General features: G+C 37.2%; 23 protein-coding genes. 2 read left to right on the top strand and 21 right to left on the bottom strand.

Translation table 11 applies throughout. From position 1 onward, the window contains the following. The first annotated feature begins 72 nt into the window (after window positions 1–72). Together R2R35_RS13650 and R2R35_RS13645 are read left to right on the top strand one after the other, a co-directional pair. Window positions 73–1,683 carry a response regulator transcription factor gene (locus tag R2R35_RS13650; protein ID WP_317730377.1) on the top strand — a complete coding sequence of 537 codons (1,611 nt, stop codon included), beginning with the start codon at window positions 73–75 and terminating at the stop codon, window positions 1,681–1,683. Between the two features lie 110 nt (window positions 1,684–1,793). Continuing rightward, the gene (locus R2R35_RS13645; protein WP_317730375.1) at window positions 1,794–2,939 is read left to right on the top strand and encodes a PPC domain-containing protein; all 1,146 of its coding nucleotides are present in this window, start codon (window positions 1,794–1,796) and stop codon (window positions 2,937–2,939) included. Between the two features lie 298 nt (window positions 2,940–3,237). Here R2R35_RS13645 and R2R35_RS13640 read toward each other — a convergent pair whose 3' ends face one another. The 21 genes from R2R35_RS13640 to R2R35_RS13540 all read right to left on the bottom strand — a co-directional run bounded on the left by R2R35_RS13640 (window position 3,238) and on the right by R2R35_RS13540 (window position 23,887). Beyond that, entirely contained in the window at window positions 3,238–3,690 is a 453-nt protein-coding gene (locus R2R35_RS13640) for a hypothetical protein (RefSeq protein WP_317730374.1), read from the bottom strand. A gap of 66 nt (window positions 3,691–3,756) precedes the next feature. Next, window positions 3,757–4,221, bottom strand: coding sequence for a phage tail protein (locus R2R35_RS13635; protein WP_317730373.1), 465 nt, complete (start codon window positions 4,219–4,221; stop codon window positions 3,757–3,759). Window positions 4,222–4,661: 440 nt separating this feature from the next. Further along, window positions 4,662–5,180: a GNAT family N-acetyltransferase gene (locus R2R35_RS13630; RefSeq protein ID WP_317730372.1), complete on the bottom strand. Its 519-nt coding sequence runs from the start codon at window positions 5,178–5,180 to the stop codon at window positions 4,662–4,664. A gap of 640 nt (window positions 5,181–5,820) precedes the next feature. After that, on the bottom strand, window positions 5,821–6,837 hold the full coding sequence (locus R2R35_RS13625) for a hypothetical protein (RefSeq protein WP_317730371.1): 1,017 nt from the start codon (window positions 6,835–6,837) through the stop codon (window positions 5,821–5,823). Window positions 6,838–7,023: 186 nt separating this feature from the next. Continuing rightward, a complete protein-coding gene (locus R2R35_RS13620) occupies window positions 7,024–8,625 on the bottom strand; it encodes a B12-binding domain-containing radical SAM protein (protein ID WP_317730370.1) in 1,602 nt (533 codons plus the stop codon). Window positions 8,626–8,663: 38 nt separating this feature from the next. Beyond that, window positions 8,664–9,680 (bottom strand): hypothetical protein, encoded by a 1,017-nt coding sequence (locus tag R2R35_RS13615; protein WP_317730369.1) that lies wholly within the window; start codon window positions 9,678–9,680, stop codon window positions 8,664–8,666. Between the two features lie 81 nt (window positions 9,681–9,761). Continuing rightward, complete coding sequence (locus tag R2R35_RS13610; RefSeq protein ID WP_317730368.1) at window positions 9,762–10,772, bottom strand: hypothetical protein; 1,011 nt, start codon at window positions 10,770–10,772, stop codon at window positions 9,762–9,764. 32 nt (window positions 10,773–10,804) lie between these two features. Next, window positions 10,805–12,391 (bottom strand): HAD-IIIC family phosphatase, encoded by a 1,587-nt coding sequence (locus R2R35_RS13605; protein ID WP_317730367.1) that lies wholly within the window; start codon window positions 12,389–12,391, stop codon window positions 10,805–10,807. Between the two features lies 1 nt (window position 12,392). Further along, window positions 12,393–12,662 (bottom strand): acyl carrier protein, encoded by a 270-nt coding sequence (locus R2R35_RS13600; RefSeq protein ID WP_317730366.1) that lies wholly within the window; start codon window positions 12,660–12,662, stop codon window positions 12,393–12,395. A gap of 2 nt (window positions 12,663–12,664) precedes the next feature. Next, window positions 12,665–13,672 carry an ABC transporter ATP-binding protein gene (locus tag R2R35_RS13595; protein ID WP_317730365.1) on the bottom strand — a complete coding sequence of 336 codons (1,008 nt, stop codon included), beginning with the start codon at window positions 13,670–13,672 and terminating at the stop codon, window positions 12,665–12,667. A gap of 9 nt (window positions 13,673–13,681) precedes the next feature. Continuing rightward, window positions 13,682–14,485, bottom strand: coding sequence for an ABC transporter permease (locus tag R2R35_RS13590; RefSeq protein WP_317730364.1), 804 nt, complete (start codon window positions 14,483–14,485; stop codon window positions 13,682–13,684). A 41-nt stretch (window positions 14,486–14,526) separates the two neighbouring features. Beyond that, window positions 14,527–15,336, bottom strand: a complete 810-nt coding sequence (locus tag R2R35_RS13585; protein ID WP_317730363.1) for an ABC transporter permease — start codon at window positions 15,334–15,336, stop codon at window positions 14,527–14,529. A gap of 33 nt (window positions 15,337–15,369) precedes the next feature. Further along, entirely contained in the window at window positions 15,370–17,259 is a 1,890-nt protein-coding gene (locus tag R2R35_RS13580; protein ID WP_317730362.1) for an asparagine synthetase B family protein, read from the bottom strand. Window positions 17,260–17,321: 62 nt separating this feature from the next. Continuing rightward, entirely contained in the window at window positions 17,322–18,290 is a 969-nt protein-coding gene (locus tag R2R35_RS13575) for a nucleotidyltransferase family protein (protein ID WP_317730361.1), read from the bottom strand. A gap of 87 nt (window positions 18,291–18,377) precedes the next feature. Next, window positions 18,378–19,412: a hypothetical protein gene (locus R2R35_RS13570; RefSeq protein WP_317730360.1), complete on the bottom strand. Its 1,035-nt coding sequence runs from the start codon at window positions 19,410–19,412 to the stop codon at window positions 18,378–18,380. Further along, entirely contained in the window at window positions 19,402–19,731 is a 330-nt protein-coding gene (locus tag R2R35_RS13565; RefSeq protein WP_317730359.1) for a PEP-utilizing enzyme, read from the bottom strand. Before R2R35_RS13565 ends, R2R35_RS13570 begins: the two co-directional genes overlap by 11 nt. Before the next feature lie 83 nt (window positions 19,732–19,814). Continuing rightward, window positions 19,815–20,393, bottom strand: coding sequence for a deoxynucleoside kinase (locus R2R35_RS13560; RefSeq protein ID WP_317730358.1), 579 nt, complete (start codon window positions 20,391–20,393; stop codon window positions 19,815–19,817). Between the two features lie 163 nt (window positions 20,394–20,556). Continuing rightward, on the bottom strand, window positions 20,557–21,204 hold the full coding sequence (gene gmk / locus R2R35_RS13555) for a guanylate kinase (protein WP_317730357.1): 648 nt from the start codon (window positions 21,202–21,204) through the stop codon (window positions 20,557–20,559). A gap of 19 nt (window positions 21,205–21,223) precedes the next feature. Beyond that, entirely contained in the window at window positions 21,224–22,204 is a 981-nt protein-coding gene (locus R2R35_RS13550) for a serine hydrolase domain-containing protein (RefSeq protein WP_317730355.1), read from the bottom strand. A 58-nt stretch (window positions 22,205–22,262) separates the two neighbouring features. Beyond that, window positions 22,263–22,523, bottom strand: a complete 261-nt coding sequence (locus tag R2R35_RS13545) for an acyl carrier protein (protein ID WP_317730354.1) — start codon at window positions 22,521–22,523, stop codon at window positions 22,263–22,265. A gap of 80 nt (window positions 22,524–22,603) precedes the next feature. After that, window positions 22,604–23,887, bottom strand: coding sequence for a coproporphyrinogen-III oxidase family protein (locus R2R35_RS13540; RefSeq protein ID WP_317730353.1), 1,284 nt, complete (start codon window positions 23,885–23,887; stop codon window positions 22,604–22,606). Window position 23,888 lies beyond the last annotated feature (1 nt).

Below are 23,888 nucleotides of genomic sequence, written 5' to 3'. Positions count from 1 at the left end.
GGAATGGATATGCAAGAAAAGAGGTCACCTCTTTATTTATATGTGTGCCTTAGCACACGGATGGGAGTTACCATGTTTAATTTATTAATAGCGGATGATGAACCTTTAGTGCAAGCAGGTATCAAATCAATGCTGAACTGGGGGAATTATGACATTAATATCATAGGTACTGCCATGAACGGTGGCGTGGCTTATGACATGATTAAGGAGTATTCTCCCGAAATCGTAATTACTGATATCAAGATGCCGGTTATGAGCGGACTGGAACTTGCCAGAAAATGCTGGGAAGAAGGACTGCAGCTGCCGGTATTTATTATACTGACTACTTATGAAGATTTTCATTATGTTAAGGAAGCCCTTACTTACCAGGTAATCGATTATCTGGTAAAATTGGAGCTCACCGCAGAGGTACTGGGGGAATCTGTTAGACGGGCAATTTCTAAAGTATCCTCCCTTAAGAACACTGTCTCCAGTGCTGATACCTCCTTAAGCAGCCTTTTCTTATTAAAAGAACAGTTCTTTACGAGACTTATCTTAAATTTATTTGAATCAGAACATCATTTCAGAACACAGGCACAAAATCTAAATATCCGCTTTGATTACGAAGCTTTTACTGCTTGTTATGTTGAAATCTACAGCGATAAGTTAAATGAAATGTCCGCTGAAATGTGCCTTAACCTATACACCAGCAGTCTGCAGATAGCCCGTGAACTCATTGCCAAATATATTCCCTGTCATGTTCTTTCACTGGATACCAAGCATTTCTCTATTCTTTTCTTTCTGGATAAGAACAGACTAGAGGACTATAAGGCGGTTATACGTAATGCAATAGAGCAAGTATCTGCTATGCTTTATAATTACTATAGTGTAACAATATTTACAAGCGTTGGTGCCGCGGTTAATACACCTACACAGATAGCTACTTCCTTTCAGGATGCCAAACAGATATTTTTTCAGGTAAATGCAGCGCATCCCCTGCTGTTTGTAGAGGATACCCCCAATGATAAACCACTGAAAAATGTCTTTAATATGTCTTTGTTTAAAGAGGATATCAGAAAAGCTTATGCGGAGTTTGACGAGAAAGCTCTTTATGACATCTTCACCTCCATTATGGAATTGTTTAAGAATCATTCAACCCATTATGTGCAGGCTCTGGACGCAGCTGGTAACATTCTCTACCTCTCTCTTACATTGCTTAATAACGGTGAGAAGATTGTTTCAGAAATATTTGAAACCAGAAATAACGGTTACCGCTCTCTTTACGAATTAACCAATGTGGATCAGATCTTAGAATGGTTGTCGGTCTTTCGTGATGGGCTCTGTGAAAGCTTTGCCAGGCACAACAAAGATTATAAGAATCATGTAGTTATGGATGTTAAAAAATATATAAACGATCATGTAGAAGAAAAGCTTACCCTTAATAAAGTTGCTGAACTCTATAATATCAGTCCCAATTATCTGAGCGTGCTTTTTTCAAAATACAATGATACAGGCTTTACTGATTATATCAATCAAAGTAAGATAGAAACAGCAAAGCGGTTAATGACAGACAGTGATCTAAAGATATATGAAATATCCGACACCCTTGGATTTGAAAGTGCCTTTTATTTTAGCCGGGTATTTAAAAAAGTAACCGGCATATCTCCAAGAGATTTTATGAATCAGATAAAATTTCATCGGTAGAACACTAACTCTATCATCGCTATGATACGAAAGAACTATAAATATGTAATTGTCTCCATACATAATATGACATATAATTACTTGAGTATAAAAGAAAGAGGAGATAAAGTATGAAGAAAAAAATTAGCTTGATTTTTGGTATCCTATTAATGGCATTCCTTCTGATACCAAACACAAAAGTATTTGCAGAAGGAACTGCTCAGGATTATGCTACCGGTGAAGAAGTGCAGAAACTTTCAACCTTTCTTGTAACGACCGGAGATGAAAAAGATTTAAAGAACTATGTTACATACTCCATTAATGTAGCCAGCGATGCTGACAGCAATAATGTTGAAGTAATATTCCCTATGACCTTAAACCAGAAGGGTATTTTAAATTGCGCAGCTGCTTTTCTAGACGGTAATCCAACAACCTCCTATGGTGATTTTGGTATCTATTCCGACGCAGCTTGTACGAAGCCTATTGATTACAATACCTATAATTATTTAGCAATGATCCCCCAAAAAGGGACTTATTATTTTAAATTCTCGGTATCCGATTACAGCGACGAGAAACCTGAAGATGGTTATTTTTTTGGGTTTTCCTCCAACTTCTTTAGCGGTGCTGACAGAACACTTAAGAATAATACCTGGTCACTTACAGGTATAGAAGCCCAAAAACCAACTTTCTACAAAATAACCGTAGCAAAAGCAGGTTCTTTAACAATTAATCTGGATTCTGAATATTCCAGCACAATCACCCTGTTAAACAGCAGCAAAAAGGCTATTTCAGATGCAACAACTTATTATACCACGGATACCAAAGCAGTCTATGCAGTGGGTAAAGGTACTTATTATGTAAAAGTGACCAGCAACTCCGATCATTATCGTATAAAGTCCACATTTAAAGCAATAACTGATACCAGCGGAACCACCAAAGCAAAAGCAAAGAAACTTCCTGCCGGAAAAATCTCTAAAGGGTTGGTTCTTGCTTCTGATAAAACTGGTAAGGTTGACTGGTATAAATTCACTTTAACCAAATCACAGACTGTTAATATAACCTTCTTAGGCGATGTATCTTCCGGTGAAATAACCCTTGAATTATATGGTAACGGTTTTAGTGGATCAGTAACAGATTACATCAATACTGTAAACTCCGATCGATCATTTTCAGTTTATACAATGGGTTCAACTAAATTATCAAAAGGAACTTATTATATTAAAATCACCAAAAAGACTAAGAACACTTCCGGTGCTTATAGCTTACAGTTTAATTAGTTCAAACCTTTAAAGGAACATCGGCCTTCAGGTTATTGTCATAAGTATTTACTTGCTTCCTATCGCAGTATTTTGAGTTTGAAATGCAGTTGAAGTTAATATAGTACGAAAAATAGCCTGGATTTTCATGTCCGGGCTATTTTATTTATATAATGCAAATATGAAATTTTAAAACGAATGTACACGTCTTTTATCTGACCATTTATAGCTCATCATTAAACATAATTGTTTATATAAAAGTATTCTTCCATCTGATTCAATCCCATCAAAAATCTGTGGCGTTTCCTGCCCTATGGGCTTAATTTACCGGATCATAACCAACAACTGTCCAGATACCTGTATCATCCTGGCGAACAAGACGCTTCAGATACACATATTTTGCGATGGAATTGACACTCTTAATCTCTGCTGTTGCATCTGTTCCGTTATTGGCGGTAATTTCTATCTCCTCATAAGGTATAGGATACTCTCCTGTAATCCCTTCCGGTGACAGCAATAAGCTGGCAAATACCTGAGCTACAAAAGCCGGATCCAGTTTCCAGGGAGAATGACCGGCATCAACACTTATCTGTTCCTCTTTTTCCGCTGTGAGATCCACATCAACTTTAACAATTGGTTCTTTGCCGGCTGTTCCTTCTCCAACTAATAAGTTGTCCTTATCTTTTGCTAATAAGGGCTGATATGCTGTAGCTAAGAACAATAAAACAAAAGCAGCTACGGTTAGACTACTCAAAAGCTTGCTTCTCTTCACCGTTTCTCTCCTTTCCATGAATGAATGGGTATAAGTAACCTTTAAGAGTATCCGTCGTTCCTATCGTTAATATTCGCCTTTTATAACAAAAAAGGAGCCCCTGATGGTTCCTGCCAGCTTGGATTTCTGTCTGGCAAATTTGAATTTTCCTTCTAATTCCTTTGGTATTTCCATTCCCTCCGACAGCTTAAGTCCCACTGCACGTTTCTTCGGGTCGTCTACTGTATACATAACATTTATAGCTAAACCATCTTCATAAAACACATAAGCCATTTTAATATTCTCTACCTGGAATCTTGAAGTTTCCAAAGGTTTTGCCAAAAATTCAATACCCCGTTCTACCTTAAGTATATGATTAACATATTCAAGGGTCTCCCGGCTTTCCTCCGCAGAGACCACGGTAAATTCATGCTTATATTTCGTCATATAATATCTGGCTTCATTTGCACGTAATCCGGCAAGGGCTTCAGCTACAGGTGAAGTTTCAAGGCCCACGGTAGATACCTTCTTAAAATCAACTATATAAGACATATTTCACTCTCCTTTCTCCTATTTCCTGATAGCAGGTCTCCGTATTTCGCCAAATACCAAGCTATCCTGTGTCCCATCATAACTGCATCCTTGGGACTGCCTGCATAAGCAAAGTCGGCTGCCTGCTCTTTTGACTGAACATCTGCATAAAATATCATACTCTGTTATATGATGGTTCGTTTACAGTAAAAATTCTATAACCGTAAAACTAACCTTTCTTTTCCAAAATGTAAGCTGCTGTTCACGAAACCTAACATATTTCTATTTTTATCAAATTACTTTTTCACTTGACAGGTATATTATAACCTTAAATCATATCAAAAATTGATACTGTCAGGTATCTTATGAAAAAGTTTAAACATAATAAAGGGTCTATGGCAGGTAAATTAGCTGTTCTTTGCCGGGAGTTGATCATAAAATTCTAGAGATTGCCGGATAGGTTAATCTTCACTCACGTAAGCAAATTTTCCACCCCTAAAGATAATATCATTGCCTATTTCATCCTTATGAAAAGACAACTCCTCGGTATCCCTGCATACAAAGCCCAGTTTCTCCAAAAGCTTACATGACGGTGTGTTCGCCAGTGCTGTGCCTGCAGTAAATCCTACTGCTCCACAGAATTGCTTCATATAGTTCAAAAGAGCTGAGCAACTTTCATACCCATATCCTTTTCCAAAATATGCAGAGTGAAAACAAAAACCCAGATCATATTGTCCACTATCGTTATGAAAGCAGACATACCCTATCATTTCTGAGCTTCCTTTAAGAAAGACTGAAAAAAACAGATGTGAATTTGCAAGCTGAATCACCAGCTTCTGGATTGCATGCTCCTCCACAGGAAAATGCATATCATAATTCCTGTATATCGAATTCCCAAAATCAATTACTATTCTTTGCAAGCCTTCCCAATCGTTGAAAGCGATTTCCCGTATAAATAATCTGTCAGTTTTTAGTTCCATATAATCCCTTTCGTTAATATTCCTGAATACTATAAAAATGCCTCTTTCTTTGCGGCTGCAACCATACCAGCCTATATAATTGTAACACAAAGAAAAAAAGCACAAAAGCAAAATCGCTCTTACGCTCAAGGTTAATACTCATTTTCAATCGTTCATGTTTTAATTTGTAACAGGACTGAAACCTCACAATGTGTTGAGTATGGGAAAAAGATTCCCTCTTGGCGTGGTTGTCCTTGGCGGAATCGTAAACAATCCAGCCTAGCCATCAAACTTTCATTTGACGGCTCGCCTGCGTCCATATTTGCAGTAAAAGTTTATAGCATAATCATTCAAATCCATTCTTTGTTATCTCAGTCATTTGATTCTTTCTCTCATACTTCCGGCAATACATGACAGATAAAACCAATAGCCTTATATTCTCCGCCTGTTATTGGTTCTATTCTTCCTGACCTATATCAGTAGTGGGTTGCAATTAACTGAGAACGAAAACTCCATCTTTCATATAAGAATGATTACACTTAAAGATTTGTTCAAGCACTCACTACCATTGTATTCCAGAAGTCAATATTCATTTTTCGTGAAAATGCTTCCTGCTTAAAATACCCGTTAAAAAGTTCGGTTATTCATCGCTTACGTTCTGTTAATGTATACTCTCCATTAATTCAATAAGTATTTTCTTTTCTTGTTTCCTTATTTCATCAAAACTATTGGTTAGTTTTTTTATAAGGTCTTCCTTACCTGTCACTATAAACTTAAGCTGCAAATTTCTTAGGCTAAGCACTCTTTCTTCGATTTTTTCATACTCACTATATAAGAATTTATAATTATTTATATGATTTTTTTCGTACAAAAACTTAATTCTTGAAGTCATACATTTTTTATGTTCCCACATAATATGTAACGGCCTTATATCATAGCGCAAGTTACTATTCTTTGGATCTTCCAGATTTATTCTCATATGTTTATAAATATCTAAACCATAAACTATGTCGGACGATGTAGTCCCAAACATTCTATTTCTTATAGATGTATCTCTCGAATTGATATAATCATCCAATATGTCTTTCGTGTTAAATATGTCAAACTCATAAGAATTCTTTATATTAGGTCTTAGCATCTTAATTTCAAAATTTTCTTCAATGCTATTGTATGCTGTTAAAAAATTGTCAAAACCGATTTCATAAAAAGCATAAACAGATTGATTATTAAAACCCACTGTATGTAACTCGGATTTATCATTATACCCATAAAGTAAATACTCATGTTTATGGTGTACTTCTTTGTAGTTTTTTTTACCTGGATCATAGTATTCATCAAGATAAAGCCATACATAATAACCATTGTCTATACAATTAACAATAAATTCAATTATATCAATCTTACAACTCTTTATTGTTCTATTACTCAATACTTCCAAATCGAGCAGAGGATAATAGTTATATAATATATCCAAGCTATAAAAGTTTAACCAGCCTCTTGCTGAGTAGTACTTCATTTGAATATAATTACAATTAAACCAATCCTGGAAATCTGGATGCTCTTGTGCAATGGATAAATGATATGCATGATGTAAATATCCTATAATGGGTGGCAATTCTAAATGTAATTTATTCTCTTGCATAAAATACTGTATGATATATTTATTGACCAATATCATACTTTCCTTTCCTTTTATTTTATGATGCAAATTATTTAAAGAATATCTGAAGTTTATGCTGAAGAAGCGTCCCAGCAAGGACATGTCAGATGCTGAATTAGGAGTTTTGCAGAACAAAATGAAGAAAAATACTTACATTCCGGAATCCTGGCAATAGAATCCGGAAGTAAGTTTTGAGGCATGCCCTTAAACTATATGTTTATCATATAACTGGTAATAAGCGCGCATCAACCGGTTATACAGCTGCTCTAGTTTTATTGGCATCTCTTGTAGCTTTTGTTCTTTACAGAAATCAATGACTTTAATTTTCGACTCTTCTGCATTACACATATCAAGAACATTTTTAAATATAGTAGAATTTTCATGATTCCTGACAGTTTTAAATTCATCTATCTCTTTGAGCAGATTATGTATCTTTTCATTATTTTCTTTCCTCTTTACACGGGCTTCTATCATGATTAACTTGACCCACATTTTCCTTTCCCGTTCAGAAGGTACCAGCTCATTGATTATTTCTGCCAGCTCATTTATCTTCGGGTCTTTATACCTGTAGTTCATGGCATCATCAAAAAAATCAGTGCTGTAACTGGATAAACCATCTGCATAAAGCATTTCTCTAAACCGACAGCCGGGATACACTTCAAGTTTCGTAGTTAATCTATCCATACAATAACTCTGAGCATTCTTATTCAGAAAGTCTGTGTTAGCATACAATGTTTCAAACGTACTGTAGGGATTAAACATTATCCAGCCAAACCTCAATGCCATCTTTTGCCCTTTCAGGTAATCAATGCTGTTTTGATTATCCTGCACCGTTGCCCGTTTTCTGTACAGCCTTAAATCAGTATCATTACCTGCCTCAAAACCTACATATACAGCATCTAACCCCACCTCCTGTAATTCCTCCAGATATTGGCGGTATCTTTCATCTTTGGATATTTGCTCGGCTCTGGCAAATATGTTAAACCATATATCCAATTTTCGTTTTTTTAACTCATATATAAATTCTTCGACTTTTTTTATTCCTTCAGGGGTACTTTCAATAAAGGTATCTTCAAAAAATTCAAAATTCCTGACTCCATATTTGTTATTTAGTAATTCTAATTCATCTACTATGTTTTTACCGCTTCTAAACCTGAGGCATGGTCCTTCCTGTATCTTTTTGTTACCCGAGAGGCAAAAAGTACATGCTCCCATACATCCCCGGTGCCCATACATTCTCATAGATTTACTTGGGCGCTTTTCATATAGTTCCCGATCAGCAAAGGGATAGGCGTCCAGATTTTCGATTAACGGCCGCGAAGGATTCCTTCTGATTTCTCCGGTTTCAACCCGGTAGGTCACTCCAAGACAATTCTCAAGACTTCTGCCTTGGGACAGTCTTTCTGCCATATCCAGTATAGTCTCCTCCCCTTCACCGATTATGACCGAATCTATTTCTGTATTTCTTTCTAATATTTCCCGATCGCAGTTAATGGTTGAAGGTCCACCTATGGTTAAATGTAAATCCTGAAACCTGTCTTTTAATTTTTTGCTCAGAATAAATATAGATTTTAGGTTCTCAGTATATAACGACATTCCTACAATAAGCGGTTTTTTTTCTTCTATATCATGAAATAATTCTTCTAAAAACTTTTCACTTTCTAGTTTATTATTATCTATATAAATATTACAGGCATAACCTTTCTGTTTTAGGTATGACTGAATATAAGAAATGCCTAATATTTCATAGGAATCCTCCAGCAAAGTGTAGGTTCCGCTTATAACAAAAATTATGGTATTTTGCATATCACACTTCCTTTCCAAAACTTTGGTACCTGTTTAAATTATTGTAACAGTTTCATAAGGGCTGCTCTCTCATTCTCCTGGATATTTTTTATATTCTCTATCATCTTTGGCAGTATATCAGCTTTATGGGAAATCTGATATTTCAAGAACAGTGACCGGTTAACAAGGCAACTTTGTTCGACCTTCGCAAATACTTCCAGTATAGATTCATCGAAATCGGCAATTTTATTCTTTTTTAGAAAACCCAGCCTTTTCACCATTAATGATTTATGATCACACAATACATGGAAGGCTCTGATATCCTCATATAATTCTTCTCCATTCTTCAGCCTGTTCAGGTAATTAATTATATAATCATAATTTTTTATACCGCAAATCACCTGATTTTTCTTACAGAACATGGTATCTTCCCAATCTATTGTTGAAGATTCCGAATTCAAATAATCTTTCATTGATACTAAAAATAATGGATAATCAAAATCATAGGATGCATTATAAAATTCAAACATGGATATCCAAATACCTATGGGTTCTGCACTGTCATACTGCATAACCGAATTTTCTATTTGCGTAAAGGGGACTTTCTGAAAAGAGTAATGTCTGTTATTAAAGAATTCTGCTGTATAAAAGAGAGAATTTATTTTGTCATAGCCAAAGATAAAGATTTGGTGCTTCCTATTTTCTTTCTTGTAATAATCAGTAAATTCCACGTAATATTTATCGTAATCCGTGCAGATATAATACCCTTTGGTTATTGCACAGATTATATAATCTATGACACTATTATAATTATGCAGCATAATATCCTTAGGAGCGATATAAAGGCCTAAAAAAGGATTTTTAGGTGCGACTGTAAATTGAGGCTGGAATCTTAGGGTATTAAGACCTGTTTTTGAATATTCACCATACATATTAATAAAGTTATTATAAATCCAATTATCACATGTACTGTAATAGGACAATATGGATAAAGCGGGTGCATAACTCATATATGAGGTGATTATGGGATTCGCAACCGGCAGGCAAAATTGCTCTTTACTATTTTGTTCCAGCATATTGGTATCCTTTCTTTCAAATGATGTCCGTTTTATGATATCCATTTAATACTATCTGTTTTACGATGTTCATCTTGATACTTATGACATAGGATTTATACAGACATCTAAATCCTGGTACAGTTCCTCCAATAATTCCGCTTCTTCCTCCTTTGTGGACTTAACCAGTTCCAACAGCCTGTCCCGACCTGACTTTGTATATTTTACTTCCAATTTTAAGAATAAATTTCTGGCTTGATTCATTTTATAGGCTAATTCCGTATAACGCTGTAAATAATCCTTCTCTTTTATAGTCTCTGCCAGTTCTGAATAGGTGTCTTGGAGCCATTGGATTAACAAAACGCCGATGTTCATATGATTAAACATGACATGATAGCTTCTTACATCAAAGAAATAATTCTCTTCTTCCATTTTCAGCGCCTGTTTTAACAAAACCTCATATATTAAGATTCCATATAGTTCATTGTGATTTTGCTCAGCCGCTAAGATCTTGTCCTGCTCTGCATCGTATTCGTAATACTGCCCATCCAGATATCCTCTAACCAGACTTTTTAACTTGTTAGGCGTTAATTTGTAATAGATGTCATTGTTGAAATAAAATTTCTCTACAATTTTTTCTTCATTACCTTCCCTTGCCATTTCAATATCCCGGTAAGGTATCTCCAACACCTGAAATTTTCCTGAAACAAAATTGTCAGCGGTATAAAATATCTCCTTCTCTGTGTTATATCCCAGCACGGTGGCACAGTCATGGAAAAAATGGAATTTTTGGTATCTCTGGGCTGCCCGTATATAATAATGATCTAATACAATATGTACATAAAAACCAAGATTTAAAACCTCAACCAGTGCCTTAACGATTCCTTTCTTCTGCACCAACTCGTGCATATCCGTAAAATGTCCGTAATCATCATTATAGTGCCGCCAGTTGAAGCCGGAACATTTAGAGTCATGATAATAGGTAATCAAAAAATGATTTGCGATTACCAAAGGGGTATACCCTTTATAATTCAGCTGTACGGATATATTTCCCGCTACTCCACTAAAGGCATCAATAATTGCCGGATACACAAAGTCTAATTTTCGGTCCATTTCTCACTTCTCCTTTTTTCCGGCCAAACCGATTAATAACAAACCAGTTCCGAAAGCTTTTTTTTCAGTTCCATGTTTTTTGAGGTTGGAATAAAATCCACCTCGCTGATGATGTAATTATCCCGGATAAAGGAAATCATCTGTTCTTCTATATTTCTGCCTAATGCCCGGCAGGATAAGCAAAACAATGCCAAGTTATTATCCTGTACTCCAATGGCTCCTACCAATCCTAACTCACTGAATTTATCTGTTGCATAAACAGCCGATAACTGCAGCCCTTGATCCATAAATACCTTTAATTCATTGGCAGTATACCGTTTCCCGTTCGTACATTTATTCGTTCTTTGAGACAATTCGGATATACGGCTTATAGATAATGCATCCGCTTGGCTTATGGTAACCCTCATCTGAAGATTGTCCAGATATTCTTCGTAACTTTTATACTCTGCTCTTAATTGCTGTCTTAAAATATCACTGCGGTAGGTTTCATTGCGGATTTGAACAGACTTAAGGTCCACATTGGGTGGTATATTAAAACTGTTTAATTCTTTATAAATCGTATTTTTTTCAAATAGTATGGTTGAAATCATCGGAAGCATTTTGTTAACCGCTTCGATTTCAAAGATGGAATCATCAATAAACACCATACTTTCCAGTCCGATGTTAAGCGAATCTGAGATTTTACTCAGGCTGTCACATTTATTCTCCCAATTAACCTGAAAGCAGGAGATATGTTTTTCTTTTAATATCATTCCGCTATGTTCCCGAAACATTTTAAGTACGTCTTCCAAATCATTTTTACTGCTGACAGCCAAAATCACGCCGCAGGAGTATAATTGTAACAGAAAACGCTGGAAATCCTGAAAACGTCTCCCAACACCCAATTCCCCCAGCTGCAGGTTCTCCATTCCATCTTCGGATAGTATTCCACCCCAAAGCACATTATCACAATCCAAAACGATACATTTCTTAGATATACCATGAGCAATTAAATACTGCTTGTAAATTTCCTGTACCGCCTCATGAATAAGTAGCCGGCTGTAGGGATTTCCCCAGCGGTATTTCAGCTTATTATCCAACGAATCCCCGATACCATTTACCGCCATAAGCTGCTTCAGATCAATAACGGTAATCCTTCCAGAAAATCCTTCAGAAAGTGCCCGGTTCATCCTGTCTGCCAGATTATATTTGGAGTAGGCATAACCCCATATAGAATTAAAATGAATGGAATAATCCTCAAAGCCAAACATAAGAAGTCTGGTACTGCACGCATTACAAAGCCCGCTGATAAAATCGCAAAATACAGCCAGTAATCCGGTAAAGGTTTCCTCCACCTCCTTTTGATTGGTTAAAAAATCGTTGTATATATCAGGGAAAAGAGTATTAAAATCCAGCCAAAGGATAACGGTGTCTGATTTATCAAGTTCTTCCTTTTTCTCTTCAATTAAAAAATCCTCATATGTCTGTACCGATAAATGTACCTGAATCTTATGAATTAAAAAAATTTCCTCCAACTGAGATGAAAAATATGGTTCCAAGGTAATATTGGAAATTAACATCACAGATTCCTGTCTGGAATCTTCCGAATTATTAACCACTGTCACATCCTTTTCTCCCATATCAGATAAGCTCCTCCTCCCGGTTTCCCAAATAACCGTCTAACAAATTCAGTAATTTATTGATTGTATTAAACTTGTCAAAAATCAGATCCTCGTCCCTGAATTCAAAATCATAAGCTTCTTCCAGAGAAACAACCAATTTTATAGCCTCAATAGACTCCAATCCATAGGTTTCCAGATTGCTGTTTGAATCGATCAGCTCCACCTCCTGTTCCTCTTTTTTTAAAATCTCCGATAAAATCTCCATTGCACTCTTAATGTTGTATGCCATTATTACCCCTCCTCAACACGGTTCGTTTTTTGTTTTGCATAACCAACAATATTCATTACGATACTTTCTATAGAGGCCTCCTCCACCTGAAGGGACGATATTAATTTCCCTTGACCCGTAAGCAGTGCCAGCGCATGCTCTATACTGAGTATTCGCTTATCGCCTTCAAAGGTATATTTATTATCTTCACAGGATAGGAGTGAAAGCCCCTCTTGTACATTATGTAATTGCTCCGGGCAGATAACACTGATTTTATAAGCAGCACCATAAGTCTCTTTAAAAGCAGTGACCTGTCCGTCATAAAACACTTCTCCATGATGTATAAAGATAAGCCTGTCACAAATTTTTTCTATGTCTGCCATATCATGAGTTGTCAGCATAATGGTGATTCTGTTTTTACTGTTAATTTCACGGATAAACTCCCTGATTTTTGCTTTTGCGACTACATCTAAGCCGATGGTGGGTTCATCCAGATAGACAACCCGCGGATCATGAAGAAATGCGATAGCCAGATTAGCACGCATCTTCTCTCCCAGACTCAACTGCCTTACGGGACGGTTAATAAACTCGCCCATATCCAAAAGCTCCGTGTAAAAATTAACATTCTCTTTAAAACGTTCATAATTAATGTTGTACATACGGCGATATAACTCAAACGTATCTGTCATTGGCAAATCCCAATTTAATCTTGAACGCTGCCCGAATACGGCTCCCATCTGCCTGGCATTTTCTTTCCGCTGTTCGTAAGGAATAATTCCGCCAACATTAATCGATCCGGAAGTGGGTGTCAGAACACCTGCCAGCATCTTAATGGTAGTGGATTTCCCTGCACCGTTCATGCCTATGTATCCAACGGATTCCCCTTCTTCGATGTTAAAGTTTATATGTTTGACTGCTTCCTTTATAGTATATTCTCTATGAAACAATGACTTTACATTATTTGCAAATCCTTTTTCCCTCTTATAAACCTGGTAATTTTTTGTGATATCCTTTACTTCGATAAAAGCCATATCTCCTCCTTATGAGCCCGTACTCTGATATTTTTTTAAACCTCTATTCCAAAAAAAGACACCGAAAGCAAAGACGATACAGCCAACCAAAGGTGTCAAATACTGAAGAGAGGGATGAAAAATTGTAAAATCATTTTTACCCAGAAAATATCCCGCGGGATAGAAATTGATAAATGAATAGGGCAATACAAATGTCAGGATACCCTGAAGTACAACCGGATAAATGGAAATGGGATAACGTATAAATGTAATGGTCTCATAATAAAACAGGTCCAGCAGCTTATCTCCACGGATTATCCAAAAATTCGGTGCTGAAAAAATAAGTAATGCCCCTGCCTGTATCAAGGTACCTCCTATCAAAAACAGAATCAGAAGTACTATTTTAAGAGGATTGAAAGCAAGGTCTAACCGTACCAGACTAACTATAAAAACAATGACCGCCAAACATATATGCCTAATATAATCCGTATTATAGTTTGACATAACTTCATACAGCAGCGGATGCAGGGGAACCATAAGAGAGTCATCAAAGGCACCGGATTGAACACGTCCGCTCAGGGATATACAGCTGTTAAAGAAAAAGGTACCTGCAGCGGCATAGGTTATTAAATGAATAGAATATAAAAATATAATTTCATCAGCGCTCCAGCCTGCTAAAGTTTTAAAACGGCTTACCAAAACCCACATTAACAAGAAATCAACCCCATACCAAAGTACCTGGGAAAAAGTCGCCGCCCAAAAAGCTCCTTTATACTCAAATGCCATTTTATATTTTAATACAATAAATGTTTTCCAGGTTGAAAATAAATTCATAGTACACATTCCTTTCCCTTGCCCAATAAGAATAAGATAATTTATCCGCCTTGAACAAAAACCTTTTTGCCGGCTTTCGTCCATATCAGCTTCTCTAATAACATTAAAGCAAGCAGCCAGAATACCTGCATCAGAATACATCTCATTGATTGAAGCATAGTATAATTGCCTATATAAATTTGTATAGGTTCATAGCTGATAAACCGAAAGGGCAGTATTTCACATATCGGAAGGAGCCAGTCCGGATAAAGCCACAAGGGAATAACCCCTCCGCCGAATAATTTGGCCAGGCCCCCTACCAGTATTGAAATATACCAGGGCTTAACAATCCAGAATGCAGATAATCCGAATATGTAAATAATCTGATAAGATATGATCACACCCAACAAAACAGTAAATACAAAAAATATGCAATGCCACCAGTCTACAGGTGCCGCCGCTCCATAAAGAATTAAAGCTGTTATCAACCCTGAAATACCGGAAAAGAGAACATCAAATATGTTTCCGCCTATATTTTCAAAAAATAATTTCCATTTAAGCTTAACCGGAAGAATTAAATCAATGGCTATCATTCCGTCCTGTATCCGGTCAGAAATTACACTCGTTACGTTAAAACCTGTGGAATAACTTACAAAGGCATTAATAACAACATATGATATCATTTCCTTCAAAGTCACATCGGTATACCCCGTCTGAATTAATGCTGTCCATAAACTGCCCTGCATAAAAACAAATAAAATACCGCCTAACATCTGTATCCACACACCGGAAGCATAGGTATATCTCTGCCGAAAGGAATTATTTAATAATATTTTGTATACTCCCATTTGATTAATAATTCGATTATTCATTTCAACCCCCGTTGCAACCCTTTACCGGTACTTTTAATATATCTGTATTTTATAGATATCCATAAATATACTGAGGGTAAGATAAGTTAATATAATATTCTTTTCCCGGAACCTATCCAAAGCTGATTTTGGTTCATTTAATTTACTGATAATCCCGTTGATAAAATCATAAGAAACCAGATTATTCTTTTTTATGAATTCATATTTAAAATATTTTTCGTAATCTTTTAGCAGCCGCCCAATGACTTCCGAATACGTAAAATCCCCCAGGGAGATTTTCTTACGGTTTATTATATCCGGCGGGATATAAGTTTTAGCAGCTTCCCTGACAATGTATTTATCCGTATTTCCTTTTAACCGCATATTACGGGGCAGCCGGCATACAAAGTCAATCATCCGGTTATCTAAAAAAGGATAATGGGTTCTTATTCCATAGCTTCTGGACATTTTCGAAGCTATCTGAAAATTTTTATGATTCATAAGCCTGAGTTTAAAATCGATGTAGGAACGCCTGTTGATGGTTTCCAATTCTCTTCCAATGGCATGCCGGTTAAACATCGGTTCAAACAGACAATTCTTCTTTCCTATCTCTGCATAAGCATCCTCTGTAAACAGCTGTTCCAGCCAAACCATTTCTTCCTCATAACTTGGGCTTTCATAAGAGAATTTTTCATCTCCCCATAACAGACTGTTAATTTTTTTATCTGCATCCGACAGTAGAAGGTTATTCTTCTTAAAGCGGTCCGCTTTATAAGTAATATAGCCTGCGTATAATTCGTCCGCTCCAAGTCCGCTGAATACATCACATTCTTGTTGGGCAGCTAACTGATAAAGCAGAAAATAAGCACAGGTGCCAAGTTCACAAAATGGGCCTTCCGCTCCTTTTACCGCTCCGGGCAGCATCTGAGAAAATTCCTCCAATCCAAAATCTTTGACGGAATGACTGGATTTTAAAGCTTCCACCATCATATTCTGATACAAACTTTCCGAAAGACCGGAAAATTTATAATCCAACGAAAAGGTATATAGATCTGATTCGGGGTAGAGTTTACGCAAATGAGCTGCTACAATAGATGAATCTAGTCCTCCACTTAAGAGTACGCCGTTAAACCCACCATCATCTGCTTTATTTAACAGGGCTTTTGTAAAAACCTCTTCGAACTGTTCTACATACTCTCTTTCTGTTATTTTACTTTCTATTACTTTACTTTCTGTTATTTCCTTTTCTGTAAAGCCATCCTTATCCGGATAAATTAAATCCCAATAAACAACTTCTTCTACAGTATTATTATCCAATATTTTCACATAAGTGCCCCCGGAAACACTTTTAATACCTTTAACAATGGTTTCCGGACTGGCTATGCTGCAAAACAAAATCATCTGCTGCAATGCTTTAAAATTTAATTTTTTTTCAATGGCAGGATGCTTGAGGATATATTTCATATCGGTAGCGAAAACCATTCTTCCTTCTGCAAATGCATAATATAAATTGAATATACCGGTTCGGTCCACACCTAGGTAACATTCTCTTTTTGTAAAGTCACATATTACAAAAGAGAACTGTCCGTTAAGGTCCTTTACCCAATCCATCCCCTGTTCCCGGTAATGCTTTAGTATTTCACCTCCAATGGCCGCTTCTTCAAGACTATTACTGCTCAAGGGGGTATTTACCAATATTTGATAATTATACAGATAACCGGTGCATATAAGTAAGGTATCTTTTGCAAAGTGAAGATATATTCCATCACAGACCTGCTTTTTCGGTTTATCTTTCTTAAGGGCAGCATAAACGGTAATATCTTCATTAAATGTGAACTTTTCAAGCCTTCCTTCGGTTGTATCAAGAGATTTCTCCTCTTCCTCTCCCGTTACAAACCCGGGAGGTGTATCCGCATATGCTATTTCTCCATAATAATAACCCATTTTATTACTCCCCATTTAAAATACTTGATAATGAATCCGTTTTCTCATCGATATATAACGATTTATATTACTCTCCAGACAGCTTCTATTTTTTCCTTATCCCGCTCTGTCAAATCCGGTTCTACAATACTGTATATTTCCGGGGCATCCAGCCGGTCTGGGAAATCAAGCTTCCAGATTTTTCTTTCACCTTCCGTCAGTCCGTAAGAGTTTAAAAGTGCCACCCCCTCTGGGGTTTTAAAACGGTTTATGCTGTCTGCCAGGGCTTCATCCTGAAAGACCAGCCCGGTATAATAGAGCATATAATATATATATTTATGTAAATCATACTCCCTGGAATATTGTATTAACGCCTCCAGTTCTTTTTCCAGATGCCTCTTAAACAGGCAGTATACATCCTGGAACATACGGGTAGTTAACGGATTGCATACCTTAAAAATATAGGGGGCGTTCATTTCCCGGTAATGATGCAACACTACAGATATAAATGTTTTAACAGGCGTAAGCGTTCTGATTTCCTGTCCGTATATCCCAATGCTGACCGTATCCGATAGAAAGTCCTTTATATCTATCCTTGTACCGGTATATTCACTGCCGTAAATATCTACATTAACATCCATATTTAATACTTTCCCTAATGGCTCAGCAGAAGCGGTATAAGGAGTAACCTGATGAGAATTCAAAAGTATTATTTTCTCCGCCCTCGAAAGTATTCTCTGATTCCCGAATTCGTCTAATATTACAGAATCAAATCCATACTTTCTTAATACCTCATCCATATAGGACAAATCATTTCTTGCTATCAGTATGTCTATGTCTTTGGAATCCCGGTATCCTGTACTTCCATAAGCTAATAACGACAAAACCTGTCCTTTTATAAGAGCATATGGAATGGAAGACAACTCAGCCAGTACCGGCTTGATAAAGTCATACCATTTTTCCTGTTCTCTTTCTATCCGCTCATCGTATCGCCGCAATTTTTCCGGATGGACGGCTATTTCCTCTAAATTCATCATGAAAAAATCACTCATTTGCTGTACCTGTACCTTTCCGTTTTAAAACCAATATAAAGGCTTTGGTTTTAAATCATGCCTTAGAATTTAAACCAAGTCTTTGTTTTAAACTAATAGCTGAATCAAGCGATCTATCTGCCTGGCGTCTAAATTATCTTTTCGCCTGATGTCTTTTTCACCACTATCAATTTTAGCATATACATTTTGGGGAACCCGCCAATCCAGCCCCCTCAGGTCCCGTAAGGCCTTTTTCCGGTACCAGTAGATATCCGCGTAGCGTTTTGTAATTTCCTGCCATCCGGCTTTCTCAGTCCAGCCATGAATATATTTTATGGTATTGAACATAGTACTGATAATCTCCGGTAGCCGGTTTATATCCATGGGTTCCCCATCTCCAAGTATGGCATAGGATAAAAGGCAGTCCTTATAATTTCCTTCCTGTAAAAACAAATGGTTGTAAGCATCCACTGTCAAATTTAAGTTCTCACTGTATTCGGTATAAACAATTATATCCCGGTATGGCAGCAAAGGAGTATCCTTCCACATTTCAGATGGATTCAAATTTAAATACTCCCGAACCAATAGATGGGAAGATTTATCGGAGAGACTGTAGGGTCCGTGAATTTCTTTTGTCACGTCATGTGCCCTGAAAAATATTGATTCCGTATATGCCCACATGATGCCGCAAAATCTTTGCAGCAATGCTGCTGAATTTGCATCTGCCTGCGTAAAATGGATATGGGAATAATTTTTCTCCAATTTCTCCCGGCTCCAGATAATATTGGTTCCGTTTTCATTAAATTCCGAGCCGAACTTCAGCTCTTTAACCAATTCCAGCAAATATAAGGCGGTTTCCTGCTGACAGCGGATGCTCTTTCCCAGCTTCTTCATTCCATACAATACCGGATTGATTATACGGTAAATTTTAGCGGGATTGTAAAAAGCCGCTGCCGCCTGGCAGGCGGGAATACCCTGCTCTCTAATGGCTTCTATGTCCTCCAGGACTTCCTGTGCAAATTCTTCTAAAAATAAATGCATTACCGAATTAAACTTTACCGGCCAGTCATTGTAATCGTTATAACCCCATGCAGATTTTAACGACTCTTTGTAATGCTTTAGCCTCTCTTCATCACTCAGCAAGATATACCTCCCCTTTCTCGGCATCTACATAAATCAGCTGTCCATCACCTATGCTTTTTCTTGCGCCAGCCGCCTGGGTAATACAGGGAATACCCATTTCCAAAGAGACGATGCATATATGGGACAACTTTCCTCCCACTTCACATATGACTGCGGAGGCAGACATAACGGCCATTGCATACATAGGATCACTGTTAGGCAGAACTACGATGTCACCATTTGAAACGGAATCAATATCTTCCATTGAATTTATAATTTTACTCTTACCGCAGGAAATTCCCGGATTGACACAAATCCCCTTACTCAATAATTTAAACATATCCTCTCTCCTCCTGTTTTATAGTAGCCTTAACAATCTTTTCAGTTTTGCCGGTACCAATTTTTCCTTCTTCCCTGTTAAAATTAATGTACCTGTAAAATATGTTTTAAGGCAACTTTTAGCAACTCATCCCTTGGACAGCCGGTGTTAAGTGTAACCGCATTGCTGTCTTTCATAATCTGTATATATTCCCTTTGAACTGCTTTGAGATAATCATAGCTTTCTTCTTTTTTTTGCGGTTCTCCCCTTTGCTCAATTCTATCAAGCGCCGTTTCCACATCAATTTCCAGAAAAAATGTATAGTCCGGCACCGGCATAATGGTAGTAATTTCTCTGACGCTGCTCAAATCCGTATTCAGTGCTGTAAAATAAGCGAATAAGCAATAATAGTACCGGTCCCATATTATAAAATCTAATTCCTGCATGTCCGCCACCTGCTGGTATTTAATTGCCAGGTCAAAGGCAAAAGCTGTCAATCTTAACTCATCACTTACTTTTCTTCCTGTTTTATTTTCAATTGCTTTCAGGACGGTGGAGTTCATTTTATTACTGGTGGCTATCAGCACTTTATAGTTACAGGTTTTTGTTAAATAATGCTGCAGTTGACCTGCCAAAGAAGATTTACCAGAGCCATCTATCCCAATTAAGGCAATATGTTTCATACTTTTATGCTGCTTATTTATGCTGCGTCCTTTCTGTTTTTATGATTCCTTATGTTTTATGCCTTTTATTATTATCTAGTGGTCATTTACATGCTACATTGATGAATGTGATAGCATAGATATGCGGATGGCGCAGACAGGCCGCTTGTAGTTGCCCTGCTTCTTATTCATCTCTTTCCCATCCGGTAAATATATCATTTGCTTTATACCATTCCTTAAGCAATGCTTCCCGGCTATCCCGGAATTTTAAAACATCCATCCATTTTACAATCATTTTTGCAGTTTCAGGTACCTTTTCGTTAATCATTACCAGGTCATATCTATGAGCCGTTCGAATAGAATTTAGTGCATCCTGAAACCGTACTTCGGCATCCTGAGTGGTGTTAATACCTCTTTTAGCACCGCGCGCCAAAATCTGTTCCCGTAAAACTGCCAGCGATTCCGGTAATAAATAAATACCATTTACAGAAGCGAAGTTTTGTTTTTTAACAGCGGCAAACCCTTGAGAATCTACATCCAAAATCACTGTATTGTTTTTATGCAGGGAATCCCTGACAGAATCTTTCGGCGTCCCGTAATAACCATAGCCTGTTTTCTTCCACTCCAGCAGCTTTCCGGCTTCAATCAGATGCAAAAACTCCTCCTCACTCACAAAGTAATAGTCTCTGCCCTCCTCTTCATTTTCACGAGGTTTTCTGGTGGTATAGGATGTAATGAATTCCAAATTTCCATTGTATTTTAAAAGTTCCTTTATGACCCTGCTTTTTCCTACTGCTGAAGGGCCGGATATTACAATAATAGTGCCGCTCATGAGCTTATTCCTCCTGTAATCATGTATTGCCATATTTATTGTCATAAAGCTCTTTTAGCAGAAACTGCTCCATTAATTTTCCGGCGGGCAGATTAATAGGGTCTCTGCCATCGTTAGGAGTAAGGAGTGACGTTATTACCGCTGTTGCATTAAGCTTTGGAATAATGTAAAGGTACTGTCCTCCGGTACCTGGTATAAACCATGTATCAATCACAGCTGCTTCGCCCTTACTGTTAACCAATTTATTCTGCCTGCCAAAGCAGAAGTAACCGTATGCCAGTTCCTCTTTGACAGAAATGCGTGAGGTTAGACATTCCTTTACCCATCCTTTGGGTAATAGCTCTGTATTTTTCCAAACTCCTTCCTTTAACATCAGCTGTCCTATCCTGGCAACATTCCCCGGTGCCAGAAAAAAATCTCCTCCGCCATAATCATTTCCTTCCGGTGCTTTTTGCCACAGAGCATGATTAATTCCCAGCGGTTTCAAGATACTTTCTCGAACAAAGTCGTAAGCATTTTCTCCTGTCTGCTGTTTGATAATGGCAGACACTAAATGAGAATTGGCCGTATTGTATAGAAACACCGTACCAGGTTTATTCCGCCGTGGACAATAAAGAGCATGAGAAACCCAATCACTGCTTTTAAGCCATTCAAAAAAGGACGGGCCGCTTTCCTGCCAGGAAAATCCGGATGTCATGGTAAGCAGGTGATAAAGTTTTAACTCCTCCTCTTTCTCATCCTTCAAAATATCTGCCGCATAATCCGGTAAAAGTTCCGCCACCGTCTGATTTACACCTTTTATCAGATGTTCCTTAAGCATCGCACCTACTCCCAAGGCTAACAGAATTTTAGAAACGGATTTAATATTAACGGCGTAATCCGGATAAGAATACCGTTGATAATACTTGTTAAAGAGCATATTTCCGTCCTGATAAAGGCATATATTATAAAGCTCAGGAATATTTTCCTGTATGTATTTTTCCATTTCTTCAATTATCATATCATTCACCCGCTTAATACTCCGGTGCTGCCATTAGCTGCCCTACTGATTTGCCTGCTTAGGCTATCTTGGTTTCAACAAAACTTATCAGGTTGGATACTTTATCAAATAAATCTGCACTAAGATCCTGTGCCTCATAAGTCAGACTGAAAGCTTCTTCTATGGTAACCAAAAGCTCCAGTATTTGTATGGAGTCCATTACAAGATCGTATATCAGGGAGGTATCTTCATTTATCTTTTCGATTTGTTCCTCTGAAAATAGAAATTGATTACTACCCAATATCTCTTTTAACTTTACTAATATTTCTTCTCTGCTCATATTAAACCTCCTATAATTTAAACTCTTATATACCGCTGCTTACGCATTCTCTTCTCATAACCGTAAATTTACCTGGTCCATTAACCTCTGGCTTTATGCGCCAATACGGCATCCCTGTATCTATCCGGATAAAAAATTCGCACAACATCATCCGCGTACAGTGCTCCTTTTAAGGTTGTATTCAAGATACCATCTTTTATATCGATGTAGCCTTCTTTCTGTAAATACGACAGCTTATCAGCAAAAATCACATCCGCACCGATACCGAATTTCCTTGAGAATTTTTCAAGGGGATAAGATACGCTTTTAATTCCGAATATGATCATTCTGACCATATCTTCATAAACAGAAAATTCATATGCCCGGCGAATCGGAAGTTTATCGTTTTGAAGCTGTTCCATATAATCAGCCATTCGGTTATCATTTTGATAAATTGTTAAACCATAACAGGAATGAGAGGACAGCCCCACACCTATCATGTCTTCCCCTTCCCAGGTATTATATCTATGTATCTGCCTGTATTTATCCTCGGAGCAGAAACTATAATTATCAGATAAGAGATATCCGTTCTCCAGCAGTCTGTTATACGCTGCTTCTACATGCTCCGCTTCCTCTTCATCTGTTATAAATCTAGCCTCCTGTCCTAAGGTTTTTTTGTATAATAGATTATTTAAGTATACTTCCAACTTATATATGGTTAAATTCTCAGGTCTTAGTTTTATCATCTCATCAATTGAATATAGAAATGTTTCCTGCGTATCCCCAAGTAAACCTGACATCAAGTCAACATTGATGGAAAACACATCGCATTCCCGAACCATATTAAAGGTTTTATAGAATGTATTGGAGTTATGGTTTCTCCCATTTAGCTTCAGCACATTGTCGTTAAGACTCTGACAACCAATGCTGACACGTTTAAGTCCATATTCTTTCATCAGCATAATTTTTTCTTTCGTTGTCTCCGGTCCTGGACGAACTTCACAGCAAAATTCCACATCTTCATGAATCTGAAAGCTCTCCCATATGACCTCTAAAAGGTCTTTGATTTGGGAAAGGCTCATTAAAGTAGGGGTACCGCCTCCCCAATAGATAGAACGAACCTTCCGGTTTTTAAACTGTTCCATCCCGCCATACAAACGTATTTCTTTTTTTAGTGCCTCCAGATATTCCTCCGGGATCTGACCGTTTTTGTTTTCATAGGAAACATAATAACAGAAGTCGCACTTTTTAATACAATAGGGTATGTGAACATATAGATGGAAATCTTCTTCTGCCCATATTTTCCCGATATCCTGTTTATTTAATAAGTTAAGTGGCGGGTATTGATTAATAAAATCTTCTCTCTTTTGCTTTACCTCATTCATC

The sequence above is a fragment of the Anaerocolumna sp. AGMB13020 genome (assembly GCF_033100115.1).
Lineage (GTDB): Bacteria > Bacillota > Clostridia > Lachnospirales > Lachnospiraceae > Anaerocolumna.
Note: the sequence above shows the minus strand (reverse complement) of the source record. Positions and strands in the feature narration are given on the sequence as shown.